Genomic DNA, 16,243 nt, shown 5'->3' with positions numbered 1-16,243 from the left:
TCTTACACAAGGATCGCCCCGCCGCGCCGCGGGAGCGGAGGGTGGCTCAGTCGAACCGGGCCGCCAGCAGAACCACGTCCTCGGTGCCGTCGTCCTGGCCGGGCCCGTCGGGGAGCACGGTGCGCAGCACATGGTCGGCGACCGACGCGGCGTCGTGGCGCAGCGCCTTGGGCACACTCGCCGCCGCCGAGTGGAGCCGTGCGAACGCCCGGTCCATCGAGTCGCCCGCACGGTGCAGCAGGCCGTCGGTGTACAGCAGCACGGTCTCGCCGGGTGCGGGCGTGATCTCCACACTCGGCGCCTCCCAGCAGGCGAGCATGCCCAGCGGCGCGGACAGGGTGGTCTCGACGAATTCGGTACGCCGGTCGCCGATGATCAGCGGCGGGGTGTGCCCGGCCCCGGCCAGCACGATCTTGCGGCGGGCGGGCTCGCAGTAGGCGAACAGAGCGGTGGCGGAACGGGTGGGCTCGGTCAGCCGCAGCAGGAGCTCCAGATCGGAGAGTACGGCGACGGGGTCCTCGCCCTCCATCACCGCGTACGCCCGCAGACTGGCGCGCAGCCGCCCCGTGGCGGCCAGGGCGCTCGGCCCGGAGCCGCTCACCGAGCCGACGGCGAGACCGAGCGCCCCCTCCGGCAGGGCCAGCGCGTCGTACCAGTCGTTGCCGCCCCGGGGCGCGGCGTGGTGGCGTACGGCGAGCTCCACGCCCGGGACCCGGGGCAGCCGGCTGGGCAGGAGTTCCTCGGTGACGGTGGCGACGTCGGTCCTGGCCCGTTCCAGTTCCAGCAGCCGGGCCAGGTGTTCGGCGGCGTACCCGGTGTACAGGCCGGCCAGGTGACGCTGGCGCTCCAGCGGCTCGGCGGGTTCGTCGTAGAGCCAGACCGCGGCGGCGAGCCGTCCCGTCCGGTCGGTGGTGATCGGCAGCGCGTAGCTGGCGGCGTAGCCCAGCTGGGCGGCGACCTCGCGCCTGCGGGGGTCCAGGCTGGTGTCACCGAGCAGGTCGGGGGTGGTCAGCGGGCCTTCGGGGTTCGGCAGGCCTTCCAGGATGCGTCCGTAGGACGTGGCGCTGCGCGGCACCGTCTCGATCTGGCCGAGCTCCGCGTGGGCCAGACCGAGACCGATGGTGCTGACGGGGCCGCGGCGGTCGGACGGTTCGAACACGATCAGCCCGCGGCGGGCACCCACCAGAGCGGCCCCGGCGTCGAGCAGCTCGTGCAGTGCGTCGTCCAGAGTGCTGGTTCTGGCCAGCCGCTCGGTGAGCTCGTGCAGCGTGGTGAGGTCGGAGACCCAGCCCGCCAGCCGGTCCTGGATGAAGGCGCCGGGCGCGGCGGGCACCTCGGAGAGAGGTCCGGCAGTGTGCGCCGAAACCGGAACTGTGGGATCGATTCCAGCCACTTTCGGCAGGTGTGGGGCGCTCATGGTCGTCGGCTCTCCGACTGGCGTGTTTCGTCGAATAGCATCGCAAACCCCCATGTCATTCTGCGCCGCTATCAGTGCATCCACATGTACACGCACAAGTAAGGCGATGTCCAGCATTGTCCCCACGGGATTTGTGGTGTCCATGTGACAACTAACTTGGCCAAAAAATGCACCCTGCGAAAGATATTTGCGGTCGACTGGGTCTGCTCGACAGGGGGTGCCCTCGGGGTGAAGTCCCGAGGGGCGCGTCATTGCGGGCATGCTGGGTACGTAATCGATAGACGGCCAGGAGCGGTTCCGACCGCTCCCGGAACCTGGCAGCGGGCCCGGACGTCCTCATCTGTGACGGCCACGCCCCACCCCCGAGTGGCGAGGTTGTACGCACGGACGGCAGGCGCGAGACGCGCCCTGCGCCTCGCCATCGTTTCGACTGGAACCGGCTCGATTCGGCTCAGCACAGCTCACGCTCGGTAGCGACGACCCACCCGTACCGCAGGCTCGACGAGCACGTACACACAGTGAAGATCCGCACACGCGATGTGATGCGGACCCTCGGCGTTCAACGGAAAGGAACGAGCGCTCATGCGCGAGATCCTCGGAAGGCGACGCAGGCTCCGGTTCCGGGACAGGCCCGCTCAGCTCGACGCGGCCCTGACCTGTGCCACCGAGTGGCAGTGGCCGGTACTCCCGGGAGTGGGGCTGCAGACGGCCGGCAGCCGCGGTGAACGTGGCTGCGCCTGCCCAGATCCCGAGTGCGCCGTGCCCGGCGCACACCCCTTCGATCCCGGACTCCTCGCGGCGAGCACCGACCCGAGGATGGTGCGCTGGTGGTGGACGAACCGGCCCACCGCGCCGGTCGTGCTGGCCACCGGTGGGCGGGCGCCGTGCGCACTGAGCCTGCCGGCCGTCGCCGCTGCCGGGGCGCTGGCCGCACTCGACCGGATGGGCGTGCGGCTGGGGCCCGTGGTGGCGACACCGACCCGGTGGTCCCTGCTGGTCGCTCCGTACACCCTTGAGCGGCTCGGCGAACTGCTGCACGCCCAGGACTGGGTGCCCAGTTCATTGCGATTCCACGGCGAGGGGGTTATCTCATCCTTCCGCCGTCCGAGACAGGTCCGGGGCAGGTGCGCTGGGAGCGGGCACCGCACCGGGTCTCCCGGCCGCGGCTGAAGGGCGGAGCGCCGGCCCGGGTGGCCGCGTCGCCGTGGCTGCCGGATGTGGGTGCGGTGCTGGACGCGTTGGTCGAAGCGAGCAACAGCGCGCCGGACGGCGGAAGCCGACTCGCCTACTGACGGTCGGCTGGTGGCATCGCACCGGTATTCCGGCGCACCGTCAGAAATGCCCGCAGCGCGTGAGCGGTGTCACCAGAAAATGCCTGGGCGGGTGTGAGGGCGGCGTCATTTCGTCCGTCCTCTCTGTTCGCGGGCCGATTTTCCGTGCGGTCTCCGTACCGCACGGCCCGCTTTCCCGCACCGACTGCTGCCGGGCCCTCCGGGACGGCCGGCCGCCGCCACGGCCTCGTCCCCGGCATGCAAAGTCTGCCGGTGCAAAGCCGGTCGGGGGTCGGCATTCTGATGCCCCCTCCGAAACTGGTTCGAAGAGAATTCGATGATCTTTTTCGGCCCTGTCCGGATGCTCTTCCGGCAGCTTTTCGCTCGGCTGCCGCGAACGCGGTCTGCCGGCCGATGACGCGGGCCGGCGGCTGTGCGGCGCCGCTGCCGGGTCCGGATTCAACCGCAGTCCGTCCGCGTCGCGTTGACGCGGCACCGGCGCGACTCCGGCCGCGGACTGTCGGGAGGCCGTGCGGAGTGAGGGGGGCGGTGGCGGCCGAGGGGCCTGTCCGGGGACCTGTCTCAGGTCTGTGCGCGGTCCGTGCGCCGCGGGGCGCGCCGTGTGCGCCGTACCCGGAAATGAGGATGCCCGATCGCTGGCGACGGGGGATGCACCAGCGACCGGGCTTCTAGAACGGTAACAAGAGATCTGCCGTTCGCAAATTCGATCTCGCGTATTCGGACAGCGATTTACCTGTCAGTACGGGGAGTTGTGACGCGAGTCACCGCACTGTCCGGGCTGTGGTCACTCTCAGCTGAGGGTCACCTGGCGGTTGGTGAGCCCCCCGCGCGCCCGCCGCTCATCGGCGGTGAGCGGCGCGTCCGACGCGAGTGCCGTCGCCAGTCGCTCGGCGAACACGGCGGCGGGCTTCTCGCAGTCCTCGGCCCCCATCGCACTCGGCAGATCCCAGACGGGGACCATCAGGCCGTGCGCACGGAAGGAGCCGACCAGCCGGGTCCCCTCGCCGAGCGACGAGGCGCCGGCGGCGTGCAGCCGGGCGAGCGCGTCGAGGAGCTGCTCCTCGGGGTGCGGCATGACCCAGCGCAGGTGGTTCTTCTCCGGCGTCTCGCACCAGTAGGCGGCGTCCCCCCCGGTGAGCAGGACGGTCGGGATCGCCGCGTCGTTCGCACGCTCCAGGGACGCGGACACCTCGGGTGTGGCGTTCTCCGCGTCCGGCACCCAGAATTCGAAGCCGGAGTGCACGACGGGCGCGAACGGCGCATCGGAGTCCAGGACGTCCTGCAGCCGGGGCCCGTCGGCCGGAACGCGCCGGGCGGCGACGGGAGAGCCGGGCTCGGTCTCCAGCGCCCGGTGCAGGGTGTCGGCGAGATCGCGGCTGAGGTCGCCGGAAGAGGTGTCGTTCTGCAGGGCGAGCAGAACCGAACCGTCGTCGCGGCGCAGCGCGGGCCAGGCCATCGGAAGCACGGTCGCGAGCGTCACGGACGGCACGCCCTCGGGCAGGCCGCCCTTCAGGGTCAGTTCGACCGTGGCGGCGGGGACCAGCTCGCGCAGCGCGACCCAGTCGCATTCACCGGCGAGCCCCTCGAAGGGGCGCTGGACCAGCTCGGTCACGGCCTGGGCGGCGGCGCGGCCGTGACAGGCCTTGTAGCGGCGGCCCGAACCGCACGGGCAGGGCTCGCGAGCCCCGACCACCGGGATCTCGCCGTCCTTGAGTTGCTGCTTCCCGGCCTTGGTCTGAGGGCGCTTCTTGGCCATGGTGGGCTTTCTCCCGGTTGCGACAGTGCGGTCTGGGCCGCGAGCCTAGCCGCCCGTGCGCTGTCCGGGGCGCAGCTGCCCCTGGCGGCCCGTGGGCACCGGGGTGCGGGAACGCCGCGCCGCGGCCCCCGGGCACGAGTTCGGGAGCGCCGCCCCGAGGTGCTGCCCGGATGTCCTCCGCAGACCGTACCGCTGTTCCCTGGGCCGGCTCCCTGCGCCGGCCCGTCCGTCAGCCCGCGTCGTCGAAGGCGTCGGCGAGATCCAGCCCGTCGAACCCCGGCACTCCGGGTACGCCTGACAGCCCGGAGGTGCCCGACGGGCGCCCGTTGCCCCGTCCGCCCGCACGGACGTCGGGGCGTGCGGGGCCCTCGTTGACCAGGACCCAGACCGTGACCTCGCCGGACGAGTCGTCGCGTACGCCCCATGCCTCGGCGAGCGCACTGATGATGTTGAGCCCCCGGCCGCCGCGCGCGGTCACCGAGGGAGTGGCCGGAACCGGTCGGGTCGGACCGCCGCCGTCCGTCACTTCGACCGTCAGTCCGCCCGTTCTGTCGACGCGCCAAGCGGCGCGCACGTCGCCGTCTCCCACGTCGGTGTGCCGGCCCAGCGGCCTGCCGTGCCGGCAGGCATTGCTGAGCAGTTCGGAAAGGATCAATACAGCATCGTCGACGACCGAATCCGACACCCCGTGGCTGCGCAACTGCTCACGCATCCGGTGCCGTGCCTGACCCACGCCCGCAGGGCCATGGGGAACGGCCATGCTCGACGACGTGGGCACTTCCTGTGCCACCACCAACGCCACCCCCGAGACCTCCTTTGCCCCACGCCAGGGAGTGGATGCCCTCCTGGGCTGGGCCGGAAACCGGCCAACGGTCTGCCAGTGACGCACTCGTAACGATCGAATACAGCCCGAATGCGCCGGTGTACTCCCCGTAGCTGATATTAAGAGCGCCCCAGTTGTGACAGGACCTGCTTCGGGCGGTTCGTGATGATTGCCTCCACTCCGAGCCGAATGCAGAGTTCGACGTCCTCCGGCTCGTTGACCGTCCAGACGTGGGCCCGGTGGCCCGCGCGGTGCAGACGGTCGATGTAGCCCGGGTGGCTGCGTACGATCCGCATCCCGGGACCGGCGATCCGGGCACCGGCCGGCAGCCGTCCGTCGCGCAGCCGCGGCGAGACGAACTGCATCAGGTAGACGGTGGGCAGATGCGGTGAGGCTTCCTGGATGCGGTGCAGGGAGCGGGCCGAGAAGCTCATGATGCGGACCGGTGAGGGGCCGTCGGCCGGCGGTGCGTCGAGCTCGAAGCGCTTCAGCAGGTGCAGCAGCCGCTCCTCGACCTGGCCCGCCCAGCGGGTCGGGTGCTTGGTCTCGATGGCCAGCTGGAGCGGACGCCCGGCGGCTCTCGTCTCGACGACCAGTTCCAGCAGCCGTTCCAGGGTGAGTACGGAGGTGAGCTCGCCCGGCACCGGGTCCCAGTCCGGTGACTCCGACTCCTCGCGGTCCTTCCAGGAGCCGAAGTCGAGGGCGGCGAGTTCGGCGAGCTCCAGGGCGGACACCGCGCCGCGACCGTTGGATGTGCGGTTCACCCGGCGGTCGTGTACGCATACGAGATGGCCGTCGGCGGTGAGTCGTACATCGCACTCCAGGGCGTCGGCGCCGTCCTCGATCGCCTTCCGGTACGCGGCCAGGGTGTGCTCGGGGGCGTCGTCGGACGCGCCTCGGTGTGCGATGACCTGGATGGGATGCTGCATGGTGTGCTGCTGCCGTGCTTGGGTCACCGCGTCATGGTGTCATCGGGAGCCCGTGGGCGTGCACACCTTGCCAGGCGGGACCGTTTTGCCCGATGTAAAGAGCCGTGCGCAGATGCACAGCTCCTGCTTACAGTGGTCTGACGTGCTGTGGGAAAAGCTGACTCCAGACACGTACACAGCGGATCTCTTGCCGAATGATGATGTGGAACCGAGGAGTAAAGAGCTGTGAGCACAGAGAACGAGGGCAACGAGCGCAACGCGGCCGAGGCCGCCCCGTCCGTTCCGTCCGCACCTCCAGTGCCGGCCGACGCTCCCCACGGGCCTCCTGGAGGCGCGCCCGCGGTCCCGCCGCAGCCGGACGTGACGGCCACGCAGCCGCAGGTCCCCCAGGCGCATGACCCGGCGACCACTCCCATGGCCCCGGTCCCGACAGGGGCTCCGGCCCACACGCCGCCTCCCGCGCCGCAGTCGGCGGCGGACGCGGGCTGGCCCCCGCCGCCGCCCGCCGTCCCCGCCTACGCCCACCACGCCCAGGGCGGCGGCCCGGTGTGGGGCCCGCCCGGTCAGCCGCACGCGCACGACGCCCCCCGCAAGCGGCGCGGCGGCGGTCTGGTGGCCGCGGTGGCCGTGGCGGCGCTCGTCGCGGGCGGCGTCGGCGGCGCCCTCGGGTACTGGGCGGCGGACAGCAACGACAGTTCCGGCTCCTCCGCTTCGACCACGGTCGCGGCGTCGACGAATCCGCAGGACCTCAAGCGCGACCCGGGCACGGTCGCGGGGGTCGCGGCCAAGGCGCTGCCCAGCGTGGTCACGATCGACGCGCAGGGCGGCGACGGCGAGGGCGGTACCGGCACCGGCTTCGTGTACGACAAGGAGGGCCACATCCTCACGAACAACCACGTGGTGGCCTCCGCGGCGGACAACGGCCAGCTGTCGGCGACGTTCTCGAACGGCAAGAAGTACGACGCCGAGGTGGTCGGCCGGGCCGAGGGCTACGACGTCGCGGTCCTCAAGCTGAAGAACCCGCCGCAGGGCCTCACGCCGCTGGCCCTGGGCAACTCGGAACAGGTCGCGGTCGGCGATTCGACGATCGCGATCGGCGCCCCGTTCGGCCTGTCCAACACCGTCACCACGGGCATCATCAGCGCGAAGAACCGCCCGGTCGCCTCCGGCGACGGCTCCGGCGGCAGCAGCTCGTACATGAGCGCCCTGCAGACCGACGCCTCGATCAACCCGGGTAACTCCGGCGGCCCGCTGCTGAGCGCCGGCGGCGCGGTCATCGGGATCAACTCGGCGATCCAGTCGACGGGCAGCTCCACCGGCCAGAGCCAGGCGGGCTCCATCGGCCTCGGCTTCGCCATCCCGATCAACCAGGCGAAGAACGTCGCCCAGCAGCTGATCAAGACGGGCCAGCCGGTCTACCCCGTCATCGGAGCCACGGTGACGATGGACGAGAAGACCGGCGGCGCGGTCATCTCGGACCAGGGCACGGGCGGCACGGCCGCGGTCCCGAAGGACAGCCCCGCGGCCAGGGCGGGCCTGAAGGCGGGCGACGTCATCACGAAGTTCAACGACACCGTGGTCGACAGCGGCCCGACCCTGATCGGCGAGATCTGGACCCACAAGCCGGGCGACAAGGTCACGCTGACCTACAAGCGCGACGGCAAGACGGCGACGGCCGAAGTCACCCTGGGGGAGCGCAAGGGCGACAGCTGACCGGCTAGGCTGTCCTCTCGTCGAAGCAGGTCGCAGACCGCTGAGGCGGGGTGGGTTGCCCGAGCGGCCTAAGGGAACGGTCTTGAAAACCGTCGTGGCAGCGATGTCACCGTGGGTTCAAATCCCACACCCACCGCAGATGAACGGCCCCTGACCAGGTGAATCGGTCGGGGGCCGTTCCCTTTTCGTGGTCCCCGTCAGTAGCCGTGGGTCCCCGTCGGTTCCCGCTCGACCGGGCACGGAAGGGGCATGCGTGCAGGCGGGCCACCTGACGATCAGTCTTCACGCGCCACGGCGTCGGGTCGCAGTCTCAGTTCCTGGACCTGATAGCAATCCGAGTAGACGGTGGCGACGACAGCGCCGCACGTGCACACCAGGTTGGGCCCCCATTCGCCGTCCATCCCGCAGCAGTAGCCGCGGCGCATCGCGATGTCGGGGTGCCCCTCCAGACCGAGGCCGTCGACGGGGTTGAGCACGATGGTGCCGACCGGACCGGACTCCACCAGGAAGCCGGACGGCTCATCCAGTACGTACGGTGGGCCGGACGGATCGGGATCAACCGCAAACGTGCCCGGCGGCATCCGTACGACGGGTTCGGCGGAGTGCCCGCTCGCGTCCGGGGGAGACGCCTCCGCCCGGTGCCACCCCGCATCCCCCTCGGGGTCCGGCAGGGGCCGCTCGGTGACCGTCGGCGTCACCGCACGGTGGCAGCTGCGGCACTGGAAGACCGTCATCGGGCACCCTCGTCTCTTTCGAGCATTGTCGCGAGGGTGCCCACGTGGTCGGTATGGGGGCCCACGATGCGCGGTGTGTCCCCCGGTCCACCCGTATCGGGGTGTCCCCCCGGCCCGCGCCGGGGGTGTGGGCGTTCCCCACTGTCACCCCGGAGGTTCGCACCGGGTCGTGGTGAGGCGGGATGCCGAGGCGATGGTGGCGCGGGCCTCGTGCTCGGGCAGGCCGGTGCGGACCGCGGCCTCGGTGAGGGCGTCCGCCAGGTCGTCGCCGAAGCCGTGTTCGTAGGCGCGGCAGGCGGCCCAGAAGAGCCGGGTGTTGCGTTGCCCCTCGTCCGCCGCGAGGACGAACTGGATCAGGCCCTGGCCCCGGTCGGGGTGGCTGTGGTGGCGGGCTGTGCGTGCTGGGGGCGTCAGCAGCTGGAGGAGGGGGCGCGGGCAGGGGGCCGGCGGGAGGCCGCCGGTGCCGGGGGCGACCCGGTAGGCGCCGTGGGCGGTGACCGAGCCGGGGCCGACCAGGTAACCGCCTGTGCCGCGGATGTCGATGCCGGGGGCGAGTCGGCCGGCGGAGTTCGGTACTGCCACGCCGGGCGGGCCGGACAGCCAGATGTGGCGGCCGCCGCTGGGCGTGAGCACCGTGACGGTCGGCGGGATGGTGAACAGGTGCTCCAGCGCCAGCTGTTGCAGCGCCGCGGCGGAGTCGTGCCGGCCGGTGGAGTCGATGTCGAGGTCGATACCGATGAGGTGGTGCGGGGCCCGGCCGCAGGCGATGCCGTAACCGGTGGCCCACGGGGCGGCGGCGAAGAGGGCGCGCACCGCGGCGGGGTCGGTGGTGGCGTCGTGGACGCCGTGCCCGGGCAGGCCGCAGCGGCCGCGGCAGATGTTCGGCCGGTCCTCGTCCCGGTGCGGGGAGCGCAGGGCGGGGAGCTTGGTGGCGGACAACGGGATGACAGGGAGCCCGTGTTCGGCCGCGGAGAGGGCGTGGGCCAGGGCCAGGGTGGAGGTTCGCCGGTCGTGGATGGCCATGCTTCCATGTTCGTACTAATGTTCGAATAATGGAAGAGGGGGAGAGTGCGGGAGTGGCGGTGCGGGGTGGGGTGGCGAAACGCTTCTTCTCCCGCGCGGCAGGGGCGGCCGCGCCATGCCCGACTGACCTGGGAATTTGTGGAGTCTGGGGTTTATCGGCCGTTCCTCATGCTTGAGGGGAATCGGAATGCATGGGTGGTTCGCCGTGGCGGCGCTGGGCAACCTTGACCTCGCGACGTCGTGACCAACGCCGGACCGGTCGGCCGACCGGCCCGGGATCAGCCTCACTTTCCGTTCCTGGAGGAATAGACATGGCAAGCATCCGTACCGCTCGCGCCCTCGCCGTGGTTGCCGCGCTGCCCCTCGTCGCCGCCGTCTTCGGTGGTGTGGCACAGGCCGACAACGGGTCGTTCGCGAACGACGGGTCGAACGCGGGTGTGGCCACGATCAGTGGCAGCGGGGTCGGTGGGGACAACCTCGGCAATTCGTCCACGTCGCAGCAGCAGGCCACCGGCTCCGGGGCGTCGAACCAGAGCAACTCCGCCCAGGTGAACGGCTCCGCCTTCACCGATATCGACCAGTCCACCCACAATCTCGCGGTGAACTTCACCAATCTCTGGTGATCGGTGCCTGCCGCGGGCCGGTCGGGGGGCCGGGCCGCGGTTGGGGGACGACGGCCTGCGTGGTGTCACTTCGGTGGCGGCATGCAGGTCGTTCGTCGTTCTCCTGGGATGTCGGGAAATGTGGGGCGGCGGGGAAGGGGCGGGCGGGAGCGTGGGGGGTGACGGGTTGGCGTCGGGTGCCTTGACAGTCGAGCGGAATCTGACGGACAGTCAGAAACACTGATCCGCAGGCATGTTCCCGAGAGGCAGCCGCCGTGCACCTGGCCCCGACGGAGCGCCAGCTACAGCTGCGCGCCGAGCTCCGCACCTACTTCCGCGATGTGATGCCGCCATCCGTCGGCCGGACCGGCCCGGTGGCCGGGAGCCCCGCCGGACAGCGGCGGCTGCTGCGTCGTATCGGCGCCGACGGACTGCTCGGACTGGGCTGGCCCGTCGAGTACGGCGGGCAGGGGCGTGGCGCGGACGAACAGTTCCTGTTCTTCGACGAGGCCTACCGCGCCGGCGCACCCGTCTCGATGGTCACCCTCAACACCGTGGGCCCCACCCTGATGAAGTACGGGACCGAGCAGCAGAAGGAGTACTTCCTGCCGCGGATCCTGGCCGGCGAAATCGTCTTCGCCATCGGATACAGCGAGCCCGAAGCGGGTACCGACCTTGCCGCGCTGCGCACCAGGGCGGTACGCGACGGCGACTCGTGGGTCATCGACGGGCAGAAGATCTTCACCAGCAACGCGCAGAACGCGGACTGGATCTGGCTCGCCTGCCGCACGGACCCGGACGCACCCAAGCACCGGGGCATCTCGATCATTCTCGTGCCGACGGACGCGCCCGGCTTCTCCTGGACGCCCATCGACACCGTGGGCGGTCTGACCACGACCGCCACGTACTACGACGACGTGCACGTGCCCGTCACCGGGCTGGTCGGCGCGGAGAACGGCGGCTGGGGGCTGATCACCAACCAGCTGAACCACGAACGGGTGGCCCTGGCCGCGATCGGCATGCAGGCCGAGGACTTCTACGACGCGGCCCTCACCTTCGCCCGTACGCCCGATCCGGTGACCGGCCGACGTCCGGTTGACGAGCCCTGGGTCCGGTCCCGGCTGGCCGAGGCCTATGCCCGGCTGGCGGTGACCCGCCTGCTCAGCTGGCGTCTGGTGGGTGACGTCGGAGCGAACGCGCTGGCCCCCGGCGATGCGAGCGGCGTGAAATTCGTGGGAACCGAAAGCGCCGTGGAGGTGTATCGAATGTGCCAGGAAATCACGGGGGATGCCGCAATGATCCGGGGCGGTTCGCCCGGCTCCTTCGGTGACGGGGAGCTGGAGCGGATGAACCGGGCGGCGCAGATCAACACCTTCGGGGGCGGGGTGAGCGAGGTGCAGCGGGAGATCGTCGCGACGATGCGGCTCGGAATGAAGAGGGGGAAGCGGTGACGGGAGGGCAGGGTGGGCGGGACGAGCTGTACGAGCGGCTCAGGGCGTACGAGGGCCGTGCGGCCGCCACCGCCGGCACCGGCAAGGACCTGGTCAACGAGCCCATGATCAGGCACTGGTGCGAGGCGATGGGGGACACGAACCCGGCTTACACCGGCCCCGGTGCCGTTGCCCCGCCGACCATGCTGCAGGCGTGGACGATGGGCGGCCTGTCGGGGCACACGGACCGGGACGGCGCCTACGACGAGCTGTTCGGCCTGCTCGACGGGGCCGGGTTCGCCTCGGTGGTCGCGACCGACTGCGAGCAGGAGTATCTGCGTCCCTTGCGGCCCGGCGACCGGATCACCTTCGACGCGGTGATCGAGTCGGTCTCGGAGCGGAAGACGACGAAGCTGGGCACGGGCTACTTCATCACCACACGCATGGACGTCCGGGCACAGGACGAGCCGGCCGGGACGCACCGCTTCCGGATTCTCAAGTACCGTCCGGCGGCGGCGCGGACCGTGAGCCCGGGGAAGCCAGCGATTCGGCGCAGTGGGGGCCTGCGGCCCAGGCCGGTGGTCAACCGGGACAACGCCGGATTCTGGAAGGGGGTCGCCGCTCACCAGCTGCTGCTCCAGCGCTGCGGTGCGTGCGGCACCCTGCGGTTCCCCTGGCTGCCCGGATGCAACGCCTGCGGATCGCCCGAGTGGGAATCGGTCGAGGCTTCGGGCGAGGGCACCGTCTTCTCCTACGTCGTGATGCATCACCCGCCCTTCCCCGCATTCAGCCCGACCGAGGAGGCCGGGCCCTACGCGGTGGCGCTGATAGAGCTGGCGGAGGGCGTCCGGATGGTGAGCAACGTGATCGGCGTGCCCTGCGACAAGGTGCGGGTGGGGATGCCGGTGCGGCTGGAATTCCTGCGCACGGACCCGGAGTTGGAACTGCCGGTCTTCCGGGGGAGCGAGGGCTGAGATGGATTTCGAACCCACTGAGGAGCAGAGCGCCGCGCAGGGGCTCGCCGCCCGGATCTTCGGCGATCTGTCGACGCATGACCGGCTGGCCGCGACCGGCGCCGGTACGGACACCGAGCTCTGGAAGGAGCTCTGTGCGGCCGGATTGCCCGGTGCGGTCGAGGAGATCGGGCTCCTCGGACTGGTGCTGCTCCTGGAGGAACAGGGCCGGACAACCGCCCAGGTGCCCTTCGCGGCAAGCTGCGTGTACGGGCTGCTCGCTGTCGCCGGACAGGGCACGGACGAGCAACGGGAGCGGCTGTTGCCGCCCCTCCGGGAGGGCACGGCGGTGGCCACCGGAGCGTTCCCGGCCTGCGGTGGTGTGCAGGTGGAGGACCGGGCCGTCCGGCCGGGGCGGTTGAGCGGCACGGTGCCGCTGGTGCCCTGGCTCAGGGAGGCCACCCACATCCTCGTCGCCGCTGCGGACCGGTCCCTGTGGATCGTGCGGACCGCAGACGCGGGCGTGCGCACCGAGCCCGTGGAGACCACGGCCCCGTGGGCGGCGGGGCGGCTGGTGCTGGCAGCGGCGCCCGCGGAGCGGCTCGGCGGGGCGGGGGCGTACGAGGAGGTGCTGGCCACGGCTCGGACGGCGTTCGCCGGCCTCCAGGCGGGCGTGTGTGCCGGCTCGCTCGCCCGTGCCGTTGAACACACCCGCACGCGGGAGCAGTTCGGGCGCCCGCTGTCGACCAACCAGGGAGTGCTGCTGCGGGCCGCCGACGCCCACATGGACACCGAGGCGATACGTGTCACGGCGTACGAGGCGGCGTGGCGTCACGACCGTGCGCTGCCGTACGCGGCGCAGGCGCTGACCGCCGCGTGGTGGGCTTCCGAGGCCGGGAAGCGGGTGGTGCACGCGGGGCAGCATCTGCACGGCGGCACGGGCGCCGACCTCGATCACCCGGTGCACCGGCACTTCCTCTGGGGGCGTCAGCTCGACGCCTATCTCGGCTGCGGCAGCGAAGTGCTTCAAGAACTCGGCGGACTACTGGTGCAGGAGGGATCGCAGTGAAGGTCGGTGAGGAACTGCCACCGTTGCAGATCGCGGTGACCCGCACCCTGATCGTGGCGGGGGCCGTCGCCTCCCGCGACTACCAGGACGTGCACCATGACGCGGAGCTGGCGCGGGAGAAGGGCGCCCCGGACATCTTCATGAACATCCTGACGACCAATGGCCTGGTCGGGCGGTACGTCACCGATCACTTCGGTTCCTCGACGGTGCTCAGGAGGGTCGCCATCAGGCTTGGTGTGCCCAACTATCCGGGCGACACCATGGTGTTGACCGGCAAGATCACCGGCTGCGGCGACGACGGGACGGCCGAGGTGTCGGTCGTGGGCACCAACGGGCTCGGCAGGCACGTCACCGGCACGGTGACCGTCAGCGTTCCGGAGGGATCCGCATGAGCGTGCGCAGGGCCGATTCGCTCGGCGGCAGGGCGGCCGTGGCCGGGATCGGGGCGACGGAGTTCTCCAAGGACTCCGGACGCAGCGAACTCAAGCTGGCGGTCGAGGCCGTGCGCGCGGCGCTCGACGACGCGGGGCTCAGCCCCGCCGATGTCGACGGACTGGTCACCTTCACCATGGACACCAGCCCCGAGATCACCGTCGCCCAGGCGGCCGGCATCGGCGAGCTGTCGTTCTTCTCCCGCATCCACTACGGCGGCGGGGCGGCCTGCGCCACCGTCCAGCAGGCGGCCCTCGCCGTGGCCTGCGGGGTGGCCGACGTGGTCGTCTGCTACCGCGCGTTCAACGAACGGTCGGGGCGGCGCTTCGGCTCCGGGGTGCAGCAGCGGGAGCCCACGGCCGAGGGCGCGGCGCTCGGCTGGAACCTGCCCTTCGGGCTGCTCACCCCCGCCTCCTGGGTGGCCATGGCCGCCCAGCGGTATCTGCACACCTACGGGCTGACGCCGGAGGCCTTCGGCCACGTGGCGGTCACCGACCGGCGCCATGCCGCGCGCAATCCGGCGGCGTACTTCTACGAGAAGCCGATCACCCTGGCCGAGCACGCCGCGTCCCGCTGGATCGTAGAACCCCTGCGGCTGCTCGACTGCTGTCAGGAGACCGACGGCGGACAGGCGATCGTGGTCACCAGTGCGGAACGGGCCAGGGACCTGCCGCAGCCGCCCGCGGTGATCGTCGCCGCCGCCCAGGGAGCCGGGCGGTCGCAGGAACAGATGACGAGCTTCTACCGTGACGGGCTGACCGGGCTTCCGGAGACGGCTGTCGTCGCCCGCCAGCTCTGGCGCAACTCCGGCCTCTCCCCCGCCGACATCGACGTGGCGATCCTGTACGACCACTTCACCCCGTTCGTCCTGATGCAACTGGAGGAGTTCGGCTTCTGCGCGCCGGGTGAGGCCGCGGACTTCGTGGCCGCCGACGCACTGCCCCTGAACACCCACGGCGGCCAGCTGGGGGAGGCGTACCTGCACGGGATGAACGGCATCGCGGAGGCGGTCCGGCAGATCCGGGGCACGTCGGTGAACCAGCTGCCCGGGGCGGCCAGGGCGCTGGTCACGGCCGGTACCGGGGTACCCACCTCGGGTCTGGTGCTGGGCCGGGCGGAGTGAGCGGGGCCGGACGGCCGGGCGCCGCCGCCTCGGGGGCGACCCTGAGGACTGCGGGACGGGCCCTCCACCTACAGGAGGTGGACGGGGGCCTGCCCCTACTCCCTGAGGCGGACGAGGTTTCGGGACCTGGGGGCGATCCCCGGAGGGACGCCCACTCCTAGCGTGGAGGCATGACCACGCCAGTCTGCACGGGCACCTCCAGGGGAGCTGCTGCCACCACCGTACGCACGCCGCGCACCCCGTACGAGCCGCTCGCCGGGCATACACCGCACGCGTCGCCGGCCCCGCGCGCACCGCACGCGCCGCACGCCCCGTACGCGGCGCCGCGCACGCCGGCCACCGGGCACGCGCCGGCCACAGCGCGCACGCCGGCCACCGCGCGGGCACCGTACGGGGCACGGGCCCCGTACGTTCCGTACCCGTCGTTCACGTCGTTCGTGAAGGCCCGCGGGCCGGTGCTGCTGCGGGCCGCCCGCTCGCTCACCGCGAACCCCAGCGATGCCGAGGACCTGCTGCAGACCGCGCTGACCAAGACGTACGTCGCCTGGGAGCGGATCGAGGACCACCGCGCACTCGACGGCTACGTCCGCCGGGCTCTGCTGAACACCCGGACCTCGCAGTGGCGCAAGCGCAAGGTCGACGAGTTCGCCTGCGACGAGCTGCCCGAGCAGGAGACCACTCCGGGGCCCGACCCCGCCGAACAGCAGTCGTTGCACGACGCCATGTGGCGGGCTGTGCTGAAGCTCCCCGACCGCCAGCGCGCCATGGTCGTGCTGCGCTACTACGAGGACCTGAGCGAGGCGCAGACGGCCGAGGTGCTCGGGGTGTCCATCGGTACGGTCAAGAGCGCGGTGTCCCGGGCGCTCGGCAAGCTGCGGCAGGACCCGGAGCTGACACCGGTCAGGTGAGCCGTCGAACCGGAGCCACGGGCAGGCCGGAGACCAAGT

General features: G+C 71.4%; 14 protein-coding genes, 1 tRNA gene and 1 pseudogene. 10 read left to right on the top strand and 6 right to left on the bottom strand.

Features of this window, described 5'->3' with window-relative positions; translation table 11 throughout:
- Window positions 1-46: 46 nt before the first annotated feature.
- Window positions 47-1,534, bottom strand: coding sequence for a PP2C family protein-serine/threonine phosphatase (locus tag LNW71_RS14745; protein WP_250972009.1), 1,488 nt, complete (start codon window positions 1,532-1,534; stop codon window positions 47-49).
- 465 nt (window positions 1,535-1,999) lie between these two features.
- Here LNW71_RS14745 and LNW71_RS14740 point away from each other — a divergent pair.
- Window positions 2,000-2,709, top strand: a pseudogene (locus tag LNW71_RS14740) (bifunctional DNA primase/polymerase).
- 790 nt (window positions 2,710-3,499) lie between these two features.
- On the opposite strand, the gene LNW71_RS14735 reads toward LNW71_RS14740, so the two are convergent.
- From LNW71_RS14735 to LNW71_RS14725, 3 genes are all read right to left on the bottom strand, one after another.
- Window positions 3,500-4,465 carry a DUF5926 family protein gene (locus LNW71_RS14735; RefSeq protein ID WP_250968642.1) on the bottom strand — a complete coding sequence of 322 codons (966 nt, stop codon included), beginning with the start codon at window positions 4,463-4,465 and terminating at the stop codon, window positions 3,500-3,502.
- Between the two features lie 229 nt (window positions 4,466-4,694).
- A complete protein-coding gene (locus tag LNW71_RS14730) occupies window positions 4,695-5,267 on the bottom strand; it encodes an ATP-binding protein (protein WP_374119414.1) in 573 nt (190 codons plus the stop codon).
- A gap of 140 nt (window positions 5,268-5,407) precedes the next feature.
- Window positions 5,408-6,217, bottom strand: a complete 810-nt coding sequence (locus LNW71_RS14725) for a glycerophosphodiester phosphodiesterase (RefSeq protein WP_250972008.1) — start codon at window positions 6,215-6,217, stop codon at window positions 5,408-5,410.
- 225 nt (window positions 6,218-6,442) lie between these two features.
- Between LNW71_RS14725 and LNW71_RS14720 the strand changes: the two genes are divergently transcribed.
- Window positions 6,443-7,930, top strand: a complete 1,488-nt coding sequence (locus LNW71_RS14720; protein ID WP_250968640.1) for a S1C family serine protease — start codon at window positions 6,443-6,445, stop codon at window positions 7,928-7,930.
- A gap of 49 nt (window positions 7,931-7,979) precedes the next feature.
- Window positions 7,980-8,066, top strand: a tRNA-Ser gene (locus tag LNW71_RS14715).
- Between the two features lie 139 nt (window positions 8,067-8,205).
- Here the strand turns inward: LNW71_RS14715 and LNW71_RS14710 are convergent.
- Both LNW71_RS14710 and LNW71_RS14705 read right to left on the bottom strand, forming a co-directional pair.
- Window positions 8,206-8,664: a hypothetical protein gene (locus tag LNW71_RS14710; RefSeq protein WP_250968639.1), complete on the bottom strand. Its 459-nt coding sequence runs from the start codon at window positions 8,662-8,664 to the stop codon at window positions 8,206-8,208.
- Window positions 8,665-8,808: 144 nt separating this feature from the next.
- Complete coding sequence (locus tag LNW71_RS14705) at window positions 8,809-9,687, bottom strand: bifunctional DNA primase/polymerase (RefSeq protein ID WP_250968638.1); 879 nt, start codon at window positions 9,685-9,687, stop codon at window positions 8,809-8,811.
- 311 nt (window positions 9,688-9,998) lie between these two features.
- Here LNW71_RS14705 and LNW71_RS14700 point away from each other — a divergent pair, with 311 nt between their 5' ends.
- The 7 genes from LNW71_RS14700 to LNW71_RS14670 all read left to right on the top strand — a co-directional run bounded on the left by LNW71_RS14700 (window position 9,999) and on the right by LNW71_RS14670 (window position 16,204).
- Window positions 9,999-10,310 (top strand): hypothetical protein, encoded by a 312-nt coding sequence (locus LNW71_RS14700; RefSeq protein WP_250968637.1) that lies wholly within the window; start codon window positions 9,999-10,001, stop codon window positions 10,308-10,310.
- 254 nt (window positions 10,311-10,564) lie between these two features.
- On the top strand, window positions 10,565-11,740 hold the full coding sequence (locus tag LNW71_RS14695; RefSeq protein WP_250968636.1) for an acyl-CoA dehydrogenase family protein: 1,176 nt from the start codon (window positions 10,565-10,567) through the stop codon (window positions 11,738-11,740).
- Window positions 11,737-12,693 carry a bifunctional MaoC family dehydratase N-terminal/OB-fold nucleic acid binding domain-containing protein gene (locus LNW71_RS14690; protein WP_250968635.1) on the top strand — a complete coding sequence of 319 codons (957 nt, stop codon included), beginning with the start codon at window positions 11,737-11,739 and terminating at the stop codon, window positions 12,691-12,693. The genes LNW71_RS14695 and LNW71_RS14690 overlap by 4 nt, the downstream gene beginning before the upstream one ends.
- Before the next feature lies 1 nt (window position 12,694).
- Window positions 12,695-13,741, top strand: coding sequence for an acyl-CoA dehydrogenase family protein (locus LNW71_RS14685; protein WP_250968634.1), 1,047 nt, complete (start codon window positions 12,695-12,697; stop codon window positions 13,739-13,741).
- Window positions 13,738-14,133, top strand: coding sequence for a MaoC family dehydratase (locus LNW71_RS14680; protein WP_250968633.1), 396 nt, complete (start codon window positions 13,738-13,740; stop codon window positions 14,131-14,133). The genes LNW71_RS14685 and LNW71_RS14680 overlap by 4 nt, the downstream gene beginning before the upstream one ends.
- The gene (locus tag LNW71_RS14675) at window positions 14,130-15,296 is read left to right on the top strand and encodes a lipid-transfer protein (RefSeq protein WP_250968632.1); all 1,167 of its coding nucleotides are present in this window, start codon (window positions 14,130-14,132) and stop codon (window positions 15,294-15,296) included. The genes LNW71_RS14680 and LNW71_RS14675 overlap by 4 nt, the downstream gene beginning before the upstream one ends.
- 170 nt (window positions 15,297-15,466) lie before the next feature.
- Window positions 15,467-16,204, top strand: coding sequence for a SigE family RNA polymerase sigma factor (locus tag LNW71_RS14670; RefSeq protein WP_250968631.1), 738 nt, complete (start codon window positions 15,467-15,469; stop codon window positions 16,202-16,204).
- Window positions 16,205-16,243: the final 39 nt, after the last annotated feature.

The organism is Streptomyces sp. RKAG290 (genome assembly GCF_023701695.1).
Lineage (GTDB): Bacteria > Actinomycetota > Actinomycetes > Streptomycetales > Streptomycetaceae > Streptomyces.
Note: the sequence above shows the minus strand (reverse complement) of the source record. Positions and strands in the feature narration are given on the sequence as shown.

Coding starts and splice junctions, on each gene's coding strand:
- LNW71_RS14670 (WP_250968631.1), top strand. CDS start 15,467: ATGACCACGCCAGTCTGCACGGGCACCTCCAGGGGAGCTGCTGCCACC.
- LNW71_RS14745 (WP_250972009.1), bottom strand. CDS start 1,534: ATGCTGGACATCGCCTTACTTGTGCGTGTACATGTGGATGCACTGATA.
- LNW71_RS14685 (WP_250968634.1), top strand. CDS start 12,695: ATGGATTTCGAACCCACTGAGGAGCAGAGCGCCGCGCAGGGGCTCGCC.
- LNW71_RS14735 (WP_250968642.1), bottom strand. CDS start 4,465: ATGGCCAAGAAGCGCCCTCAGACCAAGGCCGGGAAGCAGCAACTCAAG.
- LNW71_RS14700 (WP_250968637.1), top strand. CDS start 9,999: ATGGCAAGCATCCGTACCGCTCGCGCCCTCGCCGTGGTTGCCGCGCTG.
- LNW71_RS14675 (WP_250968632.1), top strand. CDS start 14,130: ATGAGCGTGCGCAGGGCCGATTCGCTCGGCGGCAGGGCGGCCGTGGCC.
- LNW71_RS14705 (WP_250968638.1), bottom strand. CDS start 9,687: ATGGCCATCCACGACCGGCGAACCTCCACCCTGGCCCTGGCCCACGCC.
- LNW71_RS14725 (WP_250972008.1), bottom strand. CDS start 6,217: ATGCAGCATCCCATCCAGGTCATCGCACACCGAGGCGCGTCCGACGAC.
- LNW71_RS14710 (WP_250968639.1), bottom strand. CDS start 8,664: ATGACGGTCTTCCAGTGCCGCAGCTGCCACCGTGCGGTGACGCCGACG.